This is a genomic window from Streptomyces sp. ATCC 21386 (assembly GCF_018728545.1).
In the GTDB taxonomy this organism is placed as follows: Bacteria; Actinomycetota; Actinomycetes; order Streptomycetales; family Streptomycetaceae; genus Streptomyces.
The window spans coordinates 7,790,781-7,808,563 of record NZ_JAAVVL010000001.1 but is presented as its reverse complement, the minus strand read 5'-3'; the positions used below and the strand labels follow the sequence as shown (position 1 = coordinate 7,808,563).

12 protein-coding genes and 3 tRNA genes are annotated in these 17,783 nt (G+C 68.8%); 8 read left to right on the top strand and 7 right to left on the bottom strand.

Annotated features, from left to right (window positions below; genetic code table 11):
• Window positions 1-125: 125 nt before the first annotated feature.
• The 4 genes from GWK25_RS33505 to GWK25_RS33490 all read right to left on the bottom strand — a co-directional run bounded on the left by GWK25_RS33505 (window position 126) and on the right by GWK25_RS33490 (window position 5,760).
• Window positions 126-2,060 (bottom strand): ABC transporter ATP-binding protein, encoded by a 1,935-nt coding sequence (locus GWK25_RS33505; RefSeq protein WP_215455299.1) that lies wholly within the window; start codon window positions 2,058-2,060, stop codon window positions 126-128.
• On the bottom strand, window positions 2,060-3,793 hold the full coding sequence (locus tag GWK25_RS33500) for an ABC transporter ATP-binding protein (RefSeq protein WP_215455298.1): 1,734 nt from the start codon (window positions 3,791-3,793) through the stop codon (window positions 2,060-2,062). Before GWK25_RS33500 ends, GWK25_RS33505 begins: the two co-directional genes overlap by 1 nt.
• A 137-nt stretch (window positions 3,794-3,930) precedes the next feature.
• The gene (locus tag GWK25_RS33495) at window positions 3,931-5,385 is read right to left on the bottom strand and encodes an FGGY family carbohydrate kinase (RefSeq protein ID WP_215455297.1); all 1,455 of its coding nucleotides are present in this window, start codon (window positions 5,383-5,385) and stop codon (window positions 3,931-3,933) included.
• 69 nt (window positions 5,386-5,454) lie between these two features.
• Window positions 5,455-5,760 carry a hypothetical protein gene (locus GWK25_RS33490; protein ID WP_045557412.1) on the bottom strand — a complete coding sequence of 102 codons (306 nt, stop codon included), beginning with the start codon at window positions 5,758-5,760 and terminating at the stop codon, window positions 5,455-5,457.
• A gap of 174 nt (window positions 5,761-5,934) precedes the next feature.
• On the opposite strand from GWK25_RS33490, the gene GWK25_RS33485 reads away from it, so the two are divergent.
• The 5 genes from GWK25_RS33485 to GWK25_RS33465 all read left to right on the top strand — a co-directional run bounded on the left by GWK25_RS33485 (window position 5,935) and on the right by GWK25_RS33465 (window position 7,307).
• Window positions 5,935-6,007 (top strand) — tRNA-Asn (locus GWK25_RS33485).
• 6 nt (window positions 6,008-6,013) lie between these two features.
• Window positions 6,014-6,086: transfer RNA gene (locus GWK25_RS33480), tRNA-Asn, on the top strand.
• A 175-nt stretch (window positions 6,087-6,261) separates the two neighbouring features.
• Window positions 6,262-6,338, top strand: a tRNA-Ile gene (locus tag GWK25_RS33475).
• A gap of 331 nt (window positions 6,339-6,669) precedes the next feature.
• Complete coding sequence (locus GWK25_RS33470; RefSeq protein ID WP_033530157.1) at window positions 6,670-6,903, top strand: type II toxin-antitoxin system VapB family antitoxin; 234 nt, start codon at window positions 6,670-6,672, stop codon at window positions 6,901-6,903.
• On the top strand, window positions 6,900-7,307 hold the full coding sequence (locus tag GWK25_RS33465) for a PIN domain nuclease (protein WP_134039860.1): 408 nt from the start codon (window positions 6,900-6,902) through the stop codon (window positions 7,305-7,307). Before GWK25_RS33470 ends, GWK25_RS33465 begins: the two co-directional genes overlap by 4 nt.
• 805 nt (window positions 7,308-8,112) lie before the next feature.
• On the opposite strand, the gene GWK25_RS33460 is transcribed toward GWK25_RS33465, so the two are convergent.
• From GWK25_RS33460 to GWK25_RS33450, 3 genes are all read right to left on the bottom strand, one after another.
• Window positions 8,113-9,081: a hypothetical protein gene (locus GWK25_RS33460; protein WP_215455296.1), complete on the bottom strand. Its 969-nt coding sequence runs from the start codon at window positions 9,079-9,081 to the stop codon at window positions 8,113-8,115.
• Entirely contained in the window at window positions 9,075-10,091 is a 1,017-nt protein-coding gene (locus tag GWK25_RS33455; RefSeq protein ID WP_215455295.1) for a hypothetical protein, read from the bottom strand. Before GWK25_RS33455 ends, GWK25_RS33460 begins: the two co-directional genes overlap by 7 nt.
• 1,930 nt (window positions 10,092-12,021) lie before the next feature.
• A complete protein-coding gene (locus GWK25_RS33450; protein WP_215455294.1) occupies window positions 12,022-14,991 on the bottom strand; it encodes a hybrid sensor histidine kinase/response regulator in 2,970 nt (989 codons plus the stop codon).
• A 283-nt stretch (window positions 14,992-15,274) separates the two neighbouring features.
• Between GWK25_RS33450 and GWK25_RS33445 the strand changes: the two genes are divergently transcribed.
• From GWK25_RS33445 to GWK25_RS33435, 3 genes are all read left to right on the top strand, one after another.
• Entirely contained in the window at window positions 15,275-15,964 is a 690-nt protein-coding gene (locus GWK25_RS33445; RefSeq protein WP_251829147.1) for a response regulator, read from the top strand.
• Window positions 15,961-16,836 (top strand): glutamate ABC transporter substrate-binding protein, encoded by an 876-nt coding sequence (locus GWK25_RS33440; RefSeq protein WP_215455293.1) that lies wholly within the window; start codon window positions 15,961-15,963, stop codon window positions 16,834-16,836. Before GWK25_RS33445 ends, GWK25_RS33440 begins: the two co-directional genes overlap by 4 nt.
• Window positions 16,837-16,947: 111 nt before the next feature.
• Window positions 16,948-17,727: an amino acid ABC transporter ATP-binding protein gene (locus tag GWK25_RS33435; RefSeq protein WP_286014566.1), complete on the top strand. Its 780-nt coding sequence runs from the start codon at window positions 16,948-16,950 to the stop codon at window positions 17,725-17,727.
• The last annotated feature ends 56 nt before the right edge of the window (window positions 17,728-17,783 follow it).

Genomic DNA, 17,783 nt, shown 5'->3' with positions numbered 1-17,783 from the left:
CCTGAAAGGCCTCCGGCCTTTCGGGCCGAAAAAGCAGGGGCGCAGCCTCGCTTTTTCAGGGGCGCGGGGAACTGCGCGACCAGCCCCACCCACCCGCACCCGACAACGCACCCCCGGCCAGCCCCTCAGTCCACCTCCGCGACCGCCTCCGCGAACTGCGCCTTGTACAACCGCGCATAAGCACCGTCCGCGGCCAACAACTCCGCGTGCGCCCCCTGCTCCACGATGGAACCGTTCTCCATCACCAGAATCGTGTCCGCGTCCCGAATCGTCGACAGCCGGTGCGCGATCACGAACGACGTCCGCCCGTGCGCCAGCTTCGCCATCGCCTTCTGGATCAACACCTCGGTCCGCGTGTCCACCGAGGACGTCGCCTCGTCCAGCACCAGGATCACCGGATCCGACAGGAACGCCCGAGCGATCGTGATGAGCTGCTTCTCACCCGCGCTCACCCCGGTCCCCTCGTCGTCGATGACGGTGTCGTACCCGTCCGGCAGCGTCCGGATGAACCGATCCGCGTGCGCCGCCCGAGCCGCCTCCTCGACCTCACCCCGCGTCACCTTCCGCGACGCGGACGCCCCGTACGCGATGTTCTCCGCGATGGTCCCGCCGAACAGCCAGGTGTCCTGGAGCACCATCCCTATCCCGTCGCGCAGTTCGTCCCGCGACATGGACGCGACATCGACCCCGTCGAGCGTGATCCGCCCGCCGGTGACCTCGTAGAACCGCATCAGCAGGTTCACCAGCGTGGTCTTGCCCGCGCCCGTCGGCCCCACGATCGCCACCGTGTGCCCCGGCTCGACGACCAGCGACAGATCCTCGATCAGCGGCTTGTCGGCCTCGTACCGGAAGGAGACCCCCTCCAGCGCCACCCGCCCCCGCAGCTCCTCGGGCCGCACCCCGGGCACCGCGTCGGCCTCCTGCTCCTCCGCGTCGAGCAGTTCGAAGATCCGCTCGGCGGAGGCGACCCCCGACTGCACGAGGTTGGCCATGGACGCAACCTGCGTCAGCGGCATCGAGAACTGCCGCGAGTACTGGATGAAGGCCTGCACGTCACCGATCGACAGCGCACCGGTCGCGACCCGAAGCCCGCCCACCACGGCGACGAGCACATAGTTGATGTTCGATACGAACAACATCAGCGGCTGCATGATCCCGCTGTTGAACTGGGCCTTGAACCCGGCCTCGTACAGCCGCTCGTTCTCCTCGGCGAACTGCTTCGCCGACTCCTCCTGACGCCCGAACACCTTCACCAGCGTGTGCCCGGTGTACATCTCCTCGATGTGGGCGTTGAGCCTGCCCGTCACCCGCCACTGCGCGACGAAGTGCGGCTGCGACCGCTTGCCGACCCGCGTGGCCACCAGGAACGACACCGGCACGGTCACCAGCGCGACCAGCGCCAGCAGCGGCGACACCCAGAACATCATCGCCAGCACACCGATGATGGTGAGCAACGAGTTGATCAGCTGCCCCATCGACTGCTGCAGCGTCTGCCCGATGTTGTCGATGTCGTTGGTCGCCCGGCTCAGCACCTCACCGCGCTGCCGCTTGTCGAAGTACGACAGCGGCAGCCGCGACAGCTTCGCCTGGAGCTGTTCGCGCATGTGGTAGACGGTCCGGTTGATGGCCCGGTTGGAGAGCCGGGTGGCCACCGCCATCAGCAGCCCCGCGATCAGGAAGATGCCGAGGGCAACCAGAAGAACGGTGCCGACGGCCTCGAAATCGATGCCCTCGCCCGGCGTGAAGTCCGTGCCCGACAGCATGTCGGCGACCGCGCCGTCCCCGCGCTCGCGCATGGACTCAAGGACCTCGGCCTTGGTCGCGCCCGCCGGCATCTCCCGCCCGACGACACCCGCGAACACCAGGTCGGTCGCCTTGCCGAGGATCCACGGCCCCAGCACGGACAGTCCGACGCTGATCACCGCGCACAGGACCATCGCGTACATCGTGAACCGCTCGGGCCTGAACTGCGCGAGCAGCCGTTTCCCGGACCCCTTGAAGTCCATGGAGTGCTGATCGGGAGCCCCGGCCCCCGCCATCCGTGCCAACGGCCCGGCCATCAGGCTGCCTCCGCTTCCGTGAGCTGGGAGAGGACGATCTCCCGGTAGGTCTCGTTCTGCGCCATCAGCTCGTGGTGGCGTCCGGTGCCGACGACGCGGCCCTCGTCGAGGACGACGATCCGGTCGGCGTCCCGGATGGTCGCCACCCGCTGGGCCACGATCACCACGGTCGCGTCGGCGGTCTCCCGCGCCAGCGCCGCCCGCAGCGCGGCGTCGGTCGCGTAGTCGAGCGCGGAGAAGGAGTCGTCGAACAGATAGATCTCCGGCCGCTGCACCAGCGTCCGCGCGATCGCGAGCCGCTGCCGCTGACCGCCGGACACATTCGTCCCGCCCTGCGCGATGGGGGAGTCCAGCCCGTTCTCCAGCCGCTCGACGAACTCCTTGGCCTGCGCCACCTCCAGCGCGTGCCACAACTCCTCGTCGGTGGCGTCCGGATTGCCGTACCGCAGATTCGTCGCCACGGTCCCGGAGAACAGGTACGGCTTCTGCGGCACCAGACTCACCGTCCTGGCCAGCAGCTTCGGGTCGAGCGCCCGTACGTCGACGCCGTCCACCAGGACCTCGCCCTCGGTGGCGTCGAACAGCCGGGGCACCAGCCCGAGCAGCGTCGACTTCCCGCTGCCCGTGGACCCGATGACCGCGGTGGTCTCACCCGGCCGGGCCACGACCTCGATCGACCTGAGCACCGGCTCCTCGGCACCCGGATAGCGGAACCCCGCACCCCGGACCTCCAGGAACCCGTGACGCCGCAGCTCCCGTACGGCCACGACCGGCGGCACCACGCTCGTGTCGGTCTCCAGCACCTCCTGGATGCGCTCGGCGCACACCTCGGCGCGCGGCATCATCATGAACATGAACGTGGCCATCATCACTGCCATGACGATCTGCATCAGATAGGCGAGGAAGGCCGTGAGCGCGCCGATCTCCATGCCACCGCTGTCGATCCGATGGGCGCCGAACCACACCACCGCGATCGACGAGAGGTTGATGACCGTCATCACGATCGGGAACATCAGCGCGAGCATCCGGCCGGTGCCCAGTGACACGTCCGTCAGCTCGACGTTCGCCTTCCGGAACCGCTCCTTCTCGTAGTCGTCCCGCACGAAGGCCCGGATCACCCGGTTGCCGGTGATCTGCTCCCGCAGCACCCGGTTCACGGTGTCCAGCCGCTCCTGCATGGTGCGGAACAGGGGGCGCAGCCGGCGCACGATCAGGCTGACGGAGATCCCGAGCACCGGTACGACCGCCAGGAGCACCCCCGACAGCGGCACATCCAGGCCGAGCGCCAGCACGATGCCGCCGACACACATGATCGGCGCCGACACCACCAGCGTGAACGTCATGAGCGCCAGCATCTGCACCTGCTGGACGTCGTTCGTCGTCCGCGTGATCAGCGACGGGGCCCCGAAGTGACCGACCTCACGCGCCGAGAACGACTGCACCCGGTCGAACACGGCGGCCCGGATGTCCCGGCCGACCGCAGACGCGGTGCGGGCGCCGTAGTACACGGCCCCGATGTTGCAGACGACCTGCACCAGCGAGATACCGATCATCACCGCGCCGAAGGACAGGATGTAACCCGTGTCCCCCTTGACCACGCCCTCGTCGATGATGTCCGCGTTCAGTGTGGGCAGGTAGAGCGTGGCGCACGTCTGCACGAACTGCAGCAGCACCAGCAGGGTGATCGGTGTCCGGTAGGGACGGAGATGACTTCTCAGCAAACGTATGAGCACGCGAGATCTCTCGGAGTCGAAGACGGGGTTCGGGACGCACCACCCCCCATCGTCGAACACTCCACCCGCGTTACCTCAACCGAATTAACCCGACGGTGAGGAATCCATGGCCGAACCTTGCAGGCGAGCCGAGACATTCAGGCACGGAACGCCCCGGGGTGGGTCTGCTCCCGAACCGCCACGTACTGCTGCCGAACCGCCTGCCCCACCGCCAGCTCGTCACCCGGCTCCAGCACCTGCGCCGCCGCCCCCGGCCACATCGGAGGCGTACGCGGATCGAGCGCCCCCTGCGAGACCCCGAGCGCCCACGCGGCCTGCCGTGCCGCGCCCACCGCCGCGTAGTCCGCCGGCTGCGGCACCACCACGGGCACCCCGAAGAGCGCCGGCGCCGCCGCCTGTACGGCCGACAGCTCCGCCGCCGCACCCAGCAAAAAGATCCGCCGTACGTCCACGCCCCGGCCCCGCAGCACGTCCAGCGCGTCCGCGAGCCCGCACAGCATGCCCTCGAACGCGGCCCGCGCGAGGTGCTCCGGCCTCATCGACTCCCGCCGCAGCCCGGCCAGCGTCCCCGCCGTGTGCGGCAGGTTCGGCGTCCGCTCGCCCTCCAGGTAGGGCAGCATGACCAGCCCGTGCGACCCGGGGGTGGACTTCATCGCCAGGTCGGACAGCGCCTCCAGATCGGCCACGCCCAGCAGTTCGGCGGCCCCGCGCAGGGTCCGTACGGCGTTGAGCGTGGTGACGACCGGCAGATGCATCCCGGTGGCGTCGGCCAGCGAGGTGATCATCCCGGAGGAGTCGACGAGCGCCTGGGTGTGCACGGCCATGACGGACCCGGAGGCCCCCAGCGACACCACCGCGTCACCGAGGCCGATACCGAGCCCGAACGCGGCGGCCATGGTCTCGCCGGTGCCGGCGGAGATGAGGAGCCCTTCCGGCGTCGTACCGGCGGCGTCCGAGGGGCCCAGCACCTCGGGAAGCATCACCTGATGCCCGAGCGCCATCTCGACGAGGTCCGTGCGGTACTGCCCGGTCGCCGCGTTCCAGTACCCGGTCCCGGACGCCCCGCCCCGGTCCGTGGTCCTCCTGACCGGCCGCCCCAGCAACTGCCAGACCAGCCAGTCGTGCGCCTGGAGCAGTACGGCCGTCCGCATCGCGGCGTCCGGTTCCGTACGGCTCATCCAGCGCAGCTTGGTCACCGGCTGCGCGGCCCCCGGCACACAGCCGACGGCCTCCGCCCACGCGCCTCGCCCGCCGAGCGCGTCGACGAGGTCGGCCGCCGCGACCTGGGTCCGCCTGTCGCCGCCGACCATCGCCGGACGCACGGTGTTGCCCTGTGCGTCCAGCGCGATCAGCCCGTTCTGCTGGGACGAGACGCCGATCGCCTGCACGCCCTCCAGCAGCCCGCCGCCGGCCGCCTCGCCCAGGGACAGCAGCCAGGCCTGCGGGTCGACGTCCGCGGGACGCCCCCCGCTCTCCGCCGGCTCCAACGGGTGCGGGGCATACCCCTGCCTGAGCACGGCCCCTGTGTCCGAGTCACAGACGACAATGCGCGTAAAATCGGGCGAACTGTCCAGCCCGGCGACTATCCCCATGGCAGAAATTCTGCCGCACGGGAAGGGGTGGGAGCGCCGCGCGTCGGTCTGTTCGGCGCGATGTGGTCCCTAGGTATTGCTGGTGCCCCAGTCGTCCCCGGCGGAGCCGTTGGCGTTGCGTTCCCGCAGGGAGCGGACCCGCTCGGCGACCAGGTCCGGCATGCGGTCGCCGACCTTCTCGCTGACCACGTGGTACGCCTTGCCCGCGTAGACCCGCCCCTGCTGGGCGGCCGACTCGGCGGTGTTCCGCACGGCGGGGTTCTGTGCGACCTGTCGGGCGGACTTCTTCAACTGTTCGTAGCGTTCGCGACCGGCCTTCGTGCCGAGCACGTACCCCAGGGCCAGTCCGGCAAAGAACGTGAGCCGATACCGCATGGTGACCACCCTTCCCTTACGTCTGCGTCGGTCCCTTGCGTGCCCTGCGCGGGCGACGGGCGCGGGGGATACCGATTGGCGGAGCACCCCCCTGCTTGCGCTAATGTATGTGTCGCAGCGAGCGCACGCCCCCTGGCGAATACCCAGGGAGGTACGTTCGATGCAGCGAGGCGATCCTCCGTAGCTCAATTGGCAGAGCAGCCGGCTGTTAACCGGCAGGTTACTGGTTCGAGTCCAGTCGGGGGAGCTTCGATCTTCCGTAGCTCAATTGGCAGAGCAGCCGGCTGTTAACCGGCAGGTTACTGGTTCGAGTCCAGTCGGGAGAGCAGCGAGGAAGGGCCCCTTGGGGGTCCTTTTTCGTGTTCGGGGGAACCGCGTGCGCCGCGCCGAGGTCTTCAAGGTCAAGAAGCGCATGCGAAGGCCGACCATCCGAAGCAGGAGATCGTATGAGCGGCTATGCTGCGGCAGACGGCGCGCACACATGTACGCGACACGCCGTACGGGGCGGTAGCTCAGCCGGTTAGAGCAGCGGACTCATAATCCGTCGGCCGTGGGTTCGAGTCCCACCCGCCCCACCACTCGCTACGCGAGGAGAAACCTTCTGACCAGGCGCTTCCCTGGTCAGGGCGAGAGTGTGAGGGTCCTGGCGGCCCTGTGGTGATCATGATTTCATGATCGTCTGGACAAAGTCTGGACGTCGATTCCGGTTAAGTCGGATATGGCGCTTATGGGGTGTTTCGCGTCGGCTCGGACAAGCCTCCGCTGGCTCGTCCCGCAGCGAGAAGTGGGTCCATGTGAACGCCTTGACGCCGGCGCGCCTCCCCTGCGTGGTCTGTTTGTGATTGGTGGCCGCGCTCGATGTTGGTGATGTATCGTGAGTGCATACATCGTGGACAATGGGGGTGTGCGATGTCCGTTACTCAGATTGATCTCGACGACGAGGCGCTGGCTGAGGCCATGCGGCTCATGGGTGCCACGACGAAGAAGGAGACCGTCAACGCGGCTCTTCGGGACTACGTGGCGCGGATCAGGAGGCTTGAGGCCGCGGAGAAGCTGGCCGCGCGAGGTGAGCGCGGCGAGTTCGAGCAGGCCGCAGCGGCGCATGAAGCCGAGAAGCGTGCGCGGCGCGAGGCCTTCGAGTGATCACGTATCTGGTCGACACCTCGGCTCTGTGGCACCTTTTCCGCACCCCAGGCGCACTGCGTCCCTGGGAGGGACACATCGCCGCCGGGGTATTCCACCTCTGCGAGCCGACACGAGCCGAATTCCTCTACTCGGCGACCAGCCCGTCTCACCGAGATGAGCTGGCCGAGGAGTTGGACGCGCTCTGTCTGCTCTCTCCGGTTCCGAAGAACGCCTGGCGGTGGGTCGACACCGCCCAGTACAAACTGACCCAGAGGGGCCAGCACCGGGCGGCGGGAGCGATCGACCTGTTGGTGTGTGCGACAGCCGTACACCATGGGCACACCGTCCTCCACGTGGACCATGACTTCGCGACGGTGGCCGGAGTCCTCAAGGAAGTCCAGCAGCGAGACGCACGAGCCTGATCTCCGGAGGCAGGAACACGTCTGTCGGCTTCTAACCTCGGTGATCGATGTCTCCGGGCGCATCACTACGACCTATCCCCGCATGCGCGAGGCCGACAGCTTCGGCGCACCGAACGAGCCCACCACCTTCGAGCTATCCCCACGTGCGCGGGGCCGACTGGCGGGCATTCGGAGGCGGCAGAACATGGAGCTATCCCCGCCTACGTGGGGATACCTCCCACAACGTGTATAGGGTCGAGGTCCACGAGGCACCAACCCCGCGCCCGCGGGATAGCTCCGTCACACCGTCGTCGGTCGTGTGCCCGAAAGGGACGACCCCGCGCTCGCGGGGAGAGCTCCACGAGCTGGGGTTACGGTGCGCGGACAGCACTTCCGCCCCGCGCACGCGGGGATAGCTCCCTGGGCAAGCCGATGCCGTCGGCGAAGGAGGTGTCGGCCCCGCGCACGCAGGGATAGCTCTGCCCCACGGGTCTTCCGCGCTCAAAGCCGGGCGTCGGCCCCGCGCACACGCGGGGATAGCTCCAAGTGGGATTCCAAGTGGGAGGCGGGCTACCCGTCGGCCCTGTGCATGCGGGGATAGCTCCACCGGTGGCTCTGTAAGTGGGAGCGGGCAACGTTCGTAGACGGTTTTGGGCAACACTTGGCGATCACAGGACCCAAGAAGTGTCGATGAGAAGCAGCAACGCTCGTCTTCCATATGCCCTTGCGGGGTTGGTTGCGGATCCGCGTCGGTGGTTCAAGCGTAGTGTTGGCGTCGCTGAGTCGGGGGTTCGGTGTTGGATGCCTGGCTGCTCATCTCACTCGGTCAGTGCTCTACGGCTGTGCCGCCGTAGCGCCGCGCGACCTCATGGAACGCCTCCTTGGGTCTGCACGCACCGTCACCGGTCACCGCCACGAGCCCGAAACCGGCCTTGTCGAGGTCGAGACGAGGATCGTCGTGATGCGGAAAGTCGGGCATGGCGAAGGTGAACACGAAGCAGCCGTGCACGCCCTCCGCGTCGTACTGGTCGATGAGTTCACCGAGGTAGCGGGCCTGGACGGCCTCGTCGCGGGGGTGGTCGCCACGGATGCGCGGGGGCATGGCGAACCAGTTGACGATCCAGAAGGAACCGGCTCCCCGCTGGTCGGCTCCAGTGAAGGCACCGCACCCGAACTCGGTGATGACGACGGGCTTGTCGTGGTCGCGAACCAAGGTACGCAGGCGGTCTGCGTAGGTGGTGTGGTTGCGGCCGGAGCGGTAGAGGCTGACGCCGACCACGTCGAACAGCGACCAGTCGACATGTTCCCACCCGGCCGCGGAGTAGGTGACCGGCCCGCCAAAGCGGCGCCGCGCGGTGGTCACGGCGGTGGTTAGCAGCCGGTGGAGCCGCCTGTCGATCCTGCGCCGCAGCATGCGGTGGAAACGCACGATGAGCTTCAGGCGTAGGAACGAGCGAGGTCCGGGGACGATGCCGGGCACGGTGTGGGAGAACTCGCTGCCGACCAGGAGCGTCACCTGGTCCGGGTGTTCCCGGCGAAGTTCTTCGGCCGCATCGGCGACGGTTCCCAGGTGCTCCAGCAGCTTCGGCTCGGGCAGCTCGGGAACGCTGGGCCGGATGTAGACGCCGAGACCGGCCTCGAGGGCGGTACGGGCGGCATCGATCAATCGCTTCCCGTCCCCGATGAGCATCACCGTGGTGCAGTGCAGATCCCGGGCGATGACCTCCAGGTCCCGCCGCATGTCATCGGTGCTCGCCTCGCCGATCAGGTAGGAGATGCCGCGGACGGTCAGCATGCGCTCGGCTCCTGTCGACGCAGACGGTGGGCGGCCATGAGGAGAAGGGCGGTGACACCACTGAGCATCGCGGCGTTGACCGCGTACTTCACCGTGAAATCCACGTTGTCGCCGAGTGGTTCCACCAGGAAGGACAGCCCGGCGCGGACGACGAGGGCACTGCCCGCGGCGGCCAGTACATGCCGACGGCTCCAGCCCTGGCGGCGCGACCAGCGCAGCAGCAGCCAGCCCAGTACGACCATGGCGACAATGTTCACCGCAACGCCCGCCCAGGTCGCCGGCAGCAACTGACTGGCACTCCATGCGACTCCGGTGACACCGCCGACCAGCCACCATGACGGCGCCTTCGCAGACGGCTGGGTCTTCGCAGGCCTGACGGTGAACGCGGTGGCGATCAAGGCAGCGGCGACGACTGCGGCGCCGATCAGCTGCGCCGGGCCGGCGGTGGAGTCCGCTGCCGTGTCGTTGTGGACAAGCGCGGCGCTCAGCGCCCACAGCAGCACCATGACGCCGACGCCGACCGGGCCCAGCCACCGCCGGTCCGCGATCCGAGGGGCACAGGATTCGACCACCGCGATCGGAGCGGCGAAACTCCAGATCACATGTCCCCCGACGTAGTTGAGCAGGCTCGCCGCGTCGACCCCCAGGCCCGGGATGAGGGTGACCCGCGCCTGGGTCGCCCAGTCGGGGCCATCGGCGTCGACCTCGTTGTCGAACAGGGTCTGGTCGATCAAGCCGGCCTGGATCACCCCGAAGGCCGCGCTCAACAGCAGGATCGTCGGCCAGCCGCGACCGGTGTGCCGGGTGATCTCGCGGATGAGCACCGCGACGGTTCCGTAGAGCGGCGCGAGGATGAGCAGGCCCGCGAGGAGCTCCAACGGGCGGCCAGTGCTTTCGCCGTAGCCGATGAGGTACTCCGCGCTGATCGGGGACAGCACCAGCAGGCCGGCCACGGCCGCCCAGCGGTGCCGCGGCCGCGGCAGTGCGGCAGGCTTGGACAATGCGGGCATGAGAATCCTCTGCATGGTGGTTCAGGGAGGCCGGGGCGTCATCGGTCCGGTCGACAGTAGAGAGATCGCCGACGGCCGGGCATCCGTCTTTCGTCCACAAGCGCATGACTTCCGTCTAGAAGTGCTCGGCCCTCCGGCCACACCCACTCCAAGGTCGCCTTGCGTACGGAATTTGACACCGTGCTCGCGCATCAAGACCCGGTACGACATTCCTGCCGGGGCGTCACGGCGGATCGCCGCGTACAAATCGACCTTGGACTTCGGCGGCGCCATCGCAGCCTCATCCCGCAGAGCACGTCCATGCTCCCGCCGCAAGCCCCCGGGCGTTGCCAGAACTCACAGACATCGCCCTCCGGTGAAAGGAGGCGTTCTCGGCCCTGAGCGACAAGTGATGTCGGATCCCGTCGACAAAACCACACCGGCGTCAAGGGAGTCGTAGAACTCCCGACGTCGGCCCCGCGCCTGCGGGATAGCCCCGTGCCGAAGACCCTTAACGAGGGGCCGCCGTCGTCGGTCCGTCACAGGCGGGTATAGCTCGCAGTTCACCTGCACAATTGGCGAGCCCGGCGGGTCGGCCCCGCCATGCGGGATAGCTCCCGTCTGTGGACCAAGCATGATCTCGTTCCGACTTCGGCCCCGCACGCCCCAGTCCTGGCAGGTTGGCCGAGTAGTGCTCATGTCGGCCCGCCCATGCGAGCATAGATCCAGAGGTAGCGGCCGGGATCGGCATCACGTAGACGTCGGCCCCGGGCACGGAGGGAATGGCACTGCCGGGGATACCTCCGACCACGACTTCGGGCCGAGCAACTGTGACCGGTCGGCCCTGCGCACGCAGGGATAGCTCTGTGGCCACGCCCTGGTGTTTCGCAGAGTTCGGGTCGGCCCCGCGCAGGCGGGGATAGCTCCACGGAGTACACCTTCCAGGTGGCCGCGGATTCGTCGGCTCCGCTTACGCGGGAATAACTCCTGGACGTAGAGAGGCGTCAGCGGCTTGGCGATGTCGGCCCACGCTCGCAGGGAGAGTTCTACCCCCCAGGCCGCGGCCGCCAGGTGAGTCGCGTCGGTCCCGCGCACGCGCGGATACCTCGTAGGCGAGGATCCGGGCGTACCGCTGCCCGTTGTCGGCCCAGTGCACGTGGGGATAGCTGCCTGGGCGTCATCCACGACTTCACGAAGTTCTCGTCGGCTCCACGCCCGCAGGGATGCTCCGCCGCTCATCTGTGCCGGGCCGAACTCCGGGGATGTCGCCCCCCCCGCACGCGGGGATAGCCCGTACGGTGATCGTCTGAGGCGACCGAAATGAGGGTCCGCGTATTTGGGGGCGCTCCGCCTGCCTTCGGGTCGCTGTAGAGAAATCCGCTGCGGGCGAGTTTGAGGCGCACCCCCGGGCTGGGGCGATCGTCTCGGAAGCTGGTTGGGCTTGTCCTTCCGGGACGCGTTCTGGACGCAGGTTGGACACAAGGATCGGAAAAGACTGACAAGGGCCGAGAAGGAACGCGGCGCCAAACAGCGTCTGACCTAGGGAAACGGCAAGGATGTGCACTGATCGACAAGGACCGCCAAGATCCTCAAAGGACTCATAATCCGTCGGCCGTGGGTTCGAGTCCCACCCGCCCCACCAGTCACATCCGTGACCTGCGGAAACGTCTCAGCGGGCGTGCGGATTCAAGGTTTTGGACCATCGGCCTGAATCCGCTGCTCGTGAGTTCAAGGGCGTTGTGCTCGGCGTTGGTTGGAGCCGCTCCGACCTGCATGGACGTATCAGTCCACTGGTGGACGCCGAAGTCGGACGCTGATGGGACGCAGGTCAGCGGCAGTGGCTCCCTGGCGACCTTCGCCTACGTTGATCCGGCCGTGGGCCGTGGGCCGTGGGCTGTGGGCGTGGGGCCGGTGCGGTGTGGGGGCAGACGTGTAGGAATCTCTGTCAGCCTCAGCAGCGGCTGCGCAACTCCTGCGTGGTCCGGCGCATCTCGTCCGCCAGTCGGCTCAGGACCGCGGGGAGCGGAGCGTCGTCGTGGGCCGTCCACGGCTGCCGTGCCTCGGCGGCGGCCTCGAGGTCCTGGCAGAGTTCCGCCGCGCGGGTGGCTCCCACGGTCCCGCAACTGCCTTTGAGACGGTGCGCCCACAGGCGCGCCGCATCGAAGTCCCCGGTCTCCAGGGCCTCCCGCAGCCGCCCGAGGACCTCGGGGGTCGAGGCCGCGAACGCGTCCACGATGTCCGCGATGTCGTCGGCGGGCAGACCGTCGAGCTCCGCCGGTAGCTTCCAGGTGTTCGGAGCCGCGGACTCGGTGGGCGGTTCCGCCGCCGTCCAGACGGCGATGCGGGCGAGCACCTGCGTCCAGTCCACCGGTTTGGTGAGGTGGTCGTCCATGCCCGCCTCGATGCACCGGATCCGGTCGTCCGGCATCGCCGCCGCCGTCATGGCGATGATCGGGACGCGCTCGGATCCGGCCTGGCGCCGTCTGATCTCGGCCGTCGCGGCGAGGCCGTCGAGCCCCGGCAGCTGGCAGTCCATGAGGACGAGGTCGTACCGGTCGCGGAGCACGGCCCGAACCGCGCGGTGCCCGTCGTCGACCACGTCGACATGGTGACCCGCCTTCTGCAGGACGAGCCGTGCGACCTGGGAACTGACGTCGTCGTCCTCGACGACGAGGACACGGGCCGGGCGTGCCGCGATGTCGGCATGATCCTTTGCTCCGCCGTCGTACGGGTGGGGGAGCGGTGCCGGGGGCTCGGGGGCTCCCGCCGTGCCGAGCGCGTTCTGCGCCGCCGCCAGCAGACGGCGCCTGCTCAGTGGCAGGGTCACCGACTGGACGGTCCGGTCCTTGGTCCGGGAAGCGGCAGGCCATGCGGCACCGGTACGTCCCGGAGTGATCAGCACGATGACGTTGGTCGCGTGGAGCCGGGGATCGGCGAGGACGGCGTCGGCGAGCGACCCGTTCTCCTCGTCGTCCGACCGGGCCGGACGCGTACCGTTCCCGGCGAGTGGCATGTGGAGATCGATGACGGCCAGGTCGAACGGCGACTGACCGGCTGCAGCGGCCTGTAGCGCGGCCGTGGCCGCGGCGGCGTCCGCGGTCTCTTCCACCACCAGACCCGCTCCGGACAGAATGCGGCTCGCCGGCTCCCGGTTCTCCTCGTCCGCGCAGGCGATGAGGACGCGGCGACCGTTCAGTTCCTCGTGGGCGGGGGCGGTCCGGGCGAGGACGCCCATGGGCAGGGTCACCCAGAAGCGGCTGCCGACACCCTTCACGCTGTCCAGCCCGATCCTGCCGCCCATGAGCTCGACCAGCTGCCGGCTGATGGCCAGCCCCAGTCCGCTGCCGCCGGTGCGGCGCGTGATGGGGGAGTCGAGCCGGCGGAAGGTCTCGAAGACCCGGTCCCGGTCCTCGGGGCCGACGCCGATGCCGGTGTCGCGGACGGTGAACCGCAGGGTCGCCCGGTCGACGGTGGCCGGGCCGACCTGATCGCGTTCGGGTTCCAGGGTCACCTCCAGGTCGATCCCGCCCTGGACGGTGAACTTCATGGCGTTGCCGAGGATGTTGGTCAGCACCTGCCGGAGCCGGACGGGATCGCCGACCACGTGCTGCGGCAGGTCCTCGGCCAGGTGGAGCGCCAGCCACAGGCCCTGCCGGTAGGCGTGCGGGGCGAACAGGGCCACGACCTCGTCGCACAGCCGGGGCAGGTCGAAGGCCACCTTCTCGATCCTCAGGTGGCCCGCCTCGACCTTCGACAGATCGAGGAAGTCGTCCAGCAGGCGGAGCAGGTTCTGTGCGGATTCCTGCACGGTGCTCGCGTAGTGCCGCTGCTCGTCGTCCATGCGGGTGTCGAGAAGGAGGGTGTTCATGCCCAGTACGCCGTTGATCGGCGTGCGGATCTCGTGGCTGACCTTGGCCAGGAACTCGGACTTGGCGGCCGAGGCCCGCACCGCCTCGTCCCGCGCCGTGGCGAGCGCGTCCGCGTAGCGCGCCAGGGTCCGCCTCGCCCGTCGGCGGCTGCGGCTGGTGTGGATCTGGAAGCCGAGCCCGGCCAGGATCAGGGCGGTGAGCAGGGCGGCTATGAACAGCACCCGGTTGCGCAGATGCGCCGCGGAGGCCAGTGCCTCGGCGGCGGGCACCTCGGCGGTGACCGTCCATCCGATGCCCGGGATGGGCTCGGAGGCCGAGAGCACCGGCCCCTCGTCCCCCCGCCAGTTGGTGAAAACCCTGCGGCCGGCCAGTGCCGCGTCCACCCGCGCGTCCTCCCGCAGGGAGGTGAGCGCGAACAGTCGGCCCGCCGGGTCCGCCACCAGAACCCCGGCCCGGTCCGTGATCAGCAACCGGATCCCTTGCGCCTCGGCGGCCTCCGAAGCGTACGCCTGGATCGCGTCCAGGCTGTAGACGGCGGTCAGGATGCCCAGCAGTCCCTGGCCGTCCTCGCCCGGGATCGGCGCCGCGACGGCCACGGCCCGGGAGACGCCCCGCATGGTGGGGGTGTACGCCTGCGACACGTACGGCTGCATGCCGTCGCGCACCGCGCGGTACCAGTCGGTTCCGCTGACGTCCTGGAACAGCTCGACCGAGGGCTGGGCGTCGATCAGCCGGCCGTCGGGCCCGGCCATGATCACTCCGCTGATCCCGGGCCGCATCCGGGCCAGTTCCGCCAGTGCGTCGGGCAGATCGGACGCGGCCGCCCGGTTGCCCGATGTGACCAGGGAGCGGATGTCGGGCCGCTGGGCGTAGGCGCTGACGAGCTGCTTCAGCGTGCCCATCTGCTGCTCCACGACCACCCGGCTCACCGCGGCGGTCGTCTCCACCCGGTCCCGGACCTCGCTGCGGACGGCTTGGTCGGACAGCGTCACACTCGTCGAGGTCAGCAGCCCGAGCGGCAGCAGGCCGAGCAGGGCCCACAGCGCGGCCACCGCGAACAACCATCCCCGGTCGCTGTCACCGCGGCCCGGGGATCGCCAGGAACGCCGTCCGGTCCTGGAGAGTCGCCCTCCCAGTGCGCTCACCTCCAGGTGATCAGGCGAGTCGACGAGATGCCGCCGCAGTACAGAGTGGTTGCCGGAAGGGAAAATAGTAGGTCGAGCGGTTGAAAGAGACATATGTGGTGAGCACAATGCACAAAATGCCGAGGGGACACCACGTTGATTGGGAATCTATGGGGTCGTCTGGACGGTCGCCGAAACGAGGAGCGTGGCGATGGCGTCGAAGGAGATAACCCTTCTGATTGTGGACGACGACCCTGTCGTCACCACTGCCCTACGGGCGCAGGTCAACCGGATCTCCGGGTTCCGGGTCGTGGCCGTCGCCCACACCGGACGCGAGGCGCTGGCTGCCACGCGCCGGTTCGCGCCGCGTCTGGTGCTCCTTGATCTGCATCTGCCCGACATACCCGGCCTGGACGTGGCCCACCAGCTCCGGCGTCCCGACTACCCGCCGACGGACGTCATCGTGATCTCGGGCAGGAGGGAGTCCGCCGCGGTACAGGCGGCGATGCAGCGCGGCGCCCTCTACTACCTGATCAAGCCGGCCCGGACAGGCACCGTGGAGCAGACCCTCCTCAGATACGCGGCAGCGTCGGCCCAGCTGTCGGCCGGCGGCCAGATGGTGGAGCAGCGCGCGATCGACCGGGTCTTCCGTTCCCTGCACCTCGACGCGGTGGTCCGTCCCGCCGGCATCTCGCCCGCCACCGAGCAGGTGGTGCTGGACGCGCTGGCCGCCGCGGGACGGGACCTGTCGGCGCACGAGACCGCCGAGGCGGTCGGTATCAGCAGGGCCACCGCCAGGCGGTACCTCGAGTACCTCGCCGACCGCGGGGACGTGGTGGCGAACCTGCGCTACGGGTCGGCGGGGCGGCCGCAGCACCGCTACCGCTTCTGCGATTCATGACCTCCCGTCGCTCGGTACTGGCCGCGCTGGCCTGTCTGGTGCTCGGCGCCTGCGGCCTGCCGGGGCCGGACTCCGGGGCACGCTTCCCCGACGGCTCGACCATGGCCCGCATCGAGGACCGGGGCGTGTTCACCGTCGGCATCAAGTTCGACCATCCGCTCTTCGGCTACAAAGATCCCGCCACCGGCCGGATCACCGGATTCGACGCGGAGATCGCCCGCATGGTGGCGAAGGACCTCACCGGCAGCGAGAGCAACATCCGGTTCATCGAGACCATGCCGCGCAACCGCGAGGACTTCCTCCGCCGCGGTGTCGTGGACATCGTCGTGGCGACGTACTCCATCAGCGACGAGCGCCGCAAGCTGGTGGACTTCACCGACCCGTACTACTACTCCCGGCAGGACGTGCTGGTCCGCAGCGACGAGCGGGGCATCCGCGAACTCGCCGACCTGGCCGGCCGGGAGGTGTGCACGGCGGCGGGCTCCACGTCCGCGCAGCGGTTGCGGGACGAGGTCTCGCGGGCCCGGCTGCTGATCGTCGACACCTACAGCGAGTGCATGTCGGCGCTGGTCGACGGGCGGATCGACGCGATCAGCACGGACGAGTCCATCCTGCTGGGCCTGATGAGCCAGTATCCGGACACGGTCCGACTCGTCGGCAGGCCGTTCGGCAGGGAGCCGTACGCCATCGGTGTGCGCCGGGGTGACACCCACTTCCGCGACCATCTCGACGGGCTCATCCGGGAGTACGTGAACGACGGCCGCTGGGACGAGGCGTTCCGGGACACCATCGGCGTGATGAGCGTGTCCGCGAAGACGGCCAAGCCGCCCCTGTCCGCCTCCTCGTCCCCCACTTCCTCACCGTCCCGCTGAGCACAAAGCGCACAAGCCCTTCGCGGCAGCGCACTCCTCCTACGGTTTCGCCATCGCCGCCGGGAACGGCACTGCGGCCGGCGAATCCGAGGAAGGGAGGGACGTGTTCCCATGATCGAGGTCATCTCCGCGACGCATCAGCGGGCGGTGCCGGGCACCCACCTGGTGGTGCTCGACAAGGTCAACAAGCACTACGGGCACCTGCATGTGCTGAAGGACATCGACCTGGCCGTGAGCCGCGGTGAGGTCGTCGTGCTGATCGGTCCCTCCGGGTCCGGCAAGTCCACGCTCTGCCGCACCATCAACCGGCTGGAGACGATCGACTCCGGCACCATCACCGTCGACGGAACGCCGTTGCCCTCCGAAGGCAGGCAGCTGGCACGACTGCGCGCCGAAGTCGGCATGGTCTTCCAGAGCTTCAACCTCTTCGCCCACAAGACCGTCCTGGACAACGTCACCCTCGCGCCGGTCAAGGTGCTGAAGCAGAACCGGAGGGCCGCCGAGCAGCGTGCCCACGAACTCCTCGACCGGGTCGGTATCGGGGCCCAGGCCCACAAGTACCCGGCCCAGCTGTCCGGAGGACAGCAGCAGCGGGTGGCCATCGCGCGGGCCCTGGCCATGGACCCGAAGGTGATCCTCTTCGACGAGCCGACCTCCGCCCTCGACCCGGAGATGGTCAACGAGGTACTGGACGTGATGACGGCGCTCGCCCGGGACGGCATGACGATGGTCGTGGTGACGCACGAGATGGGCTTCGCCCGCCGGGCCGCCGATCGCGTCGTGTTCATGGCCGACGGTCAGATCGTCGAGGAGAACACCCCCCACGAGTTCTTCGACCACCCGCGCAGCGAACGCGCCCAGTCGTTCCTCGCCAAGATCCTCACCCACTGACACCGGGATCCGCCGGCCGTCCACGGGCCGGGCGCACCCGCGCATCCAGACCCTCC

Coding starts and splice junctions, on each gene's coding strand:
- GWK25_RS33445 (WP_251829147.1), top strand. CDS start 15,275: ATGGCGTCGAAGGAGATAACCCTTCTGATTGTGGACGACGACCCTGTC.
- GWK25_RS33460 (WP_215455296.1), bottom strand. CDS start 9,081: ATGCTGACCGTCCGCGGCATCTCCTACCTGATCGGCGAGGCGAGCACC.
- GWK25_RS33505 (WP_215455299.1), bottom strand. CDS start 2,060: ATGGCCGGGCCGTTGGCACGGATGGCGGGGGCCGGGGCTCCCGATCAG.
- GWK25_RS33470 (WP_033530157.1), top strand. CDS start 6,670: ATGTCCGTTACTCAGATTGATCTCGACGACGAGGCGCTGGCTGAGGCC.
- GWK25_RS33490 (WP_045557412.1), bottom strand. CDS start 5,760: ATGCGGTATCGGCTCACGTTCTTTGCCGGACTGGCCCTGGGGTACGTG.
- GWK25_RS33455 (WP_215455295.1), bottom strand. CDS start 10,091: ATGCCCGCATTGTCCAAGCCTGCCGCACTGCCGCGGCCGCGGCACCGC.
- GWK25_RS33495 (WP_215455297.1), bottom strand. CDS start 5,385: ATGGGGATAGTCGCCGGGCTGGACAGTTCGCCCGATTTTACGCGCATT.
- GWK25_RS33435 (WP_286014566.1), top strand. CDS start 16,948: ATGATCGAGGTCATCTCCGCGACGCATCAGCGGGCGGTGCCGGGCACC.
- GWK25_RS33440 (WP_215455293.1), top strand. CDS start 15,961: ATGACCTCCCGTCGCTCGGTACTGGCCGCGCTGGCCTGTCTGGTGCTC.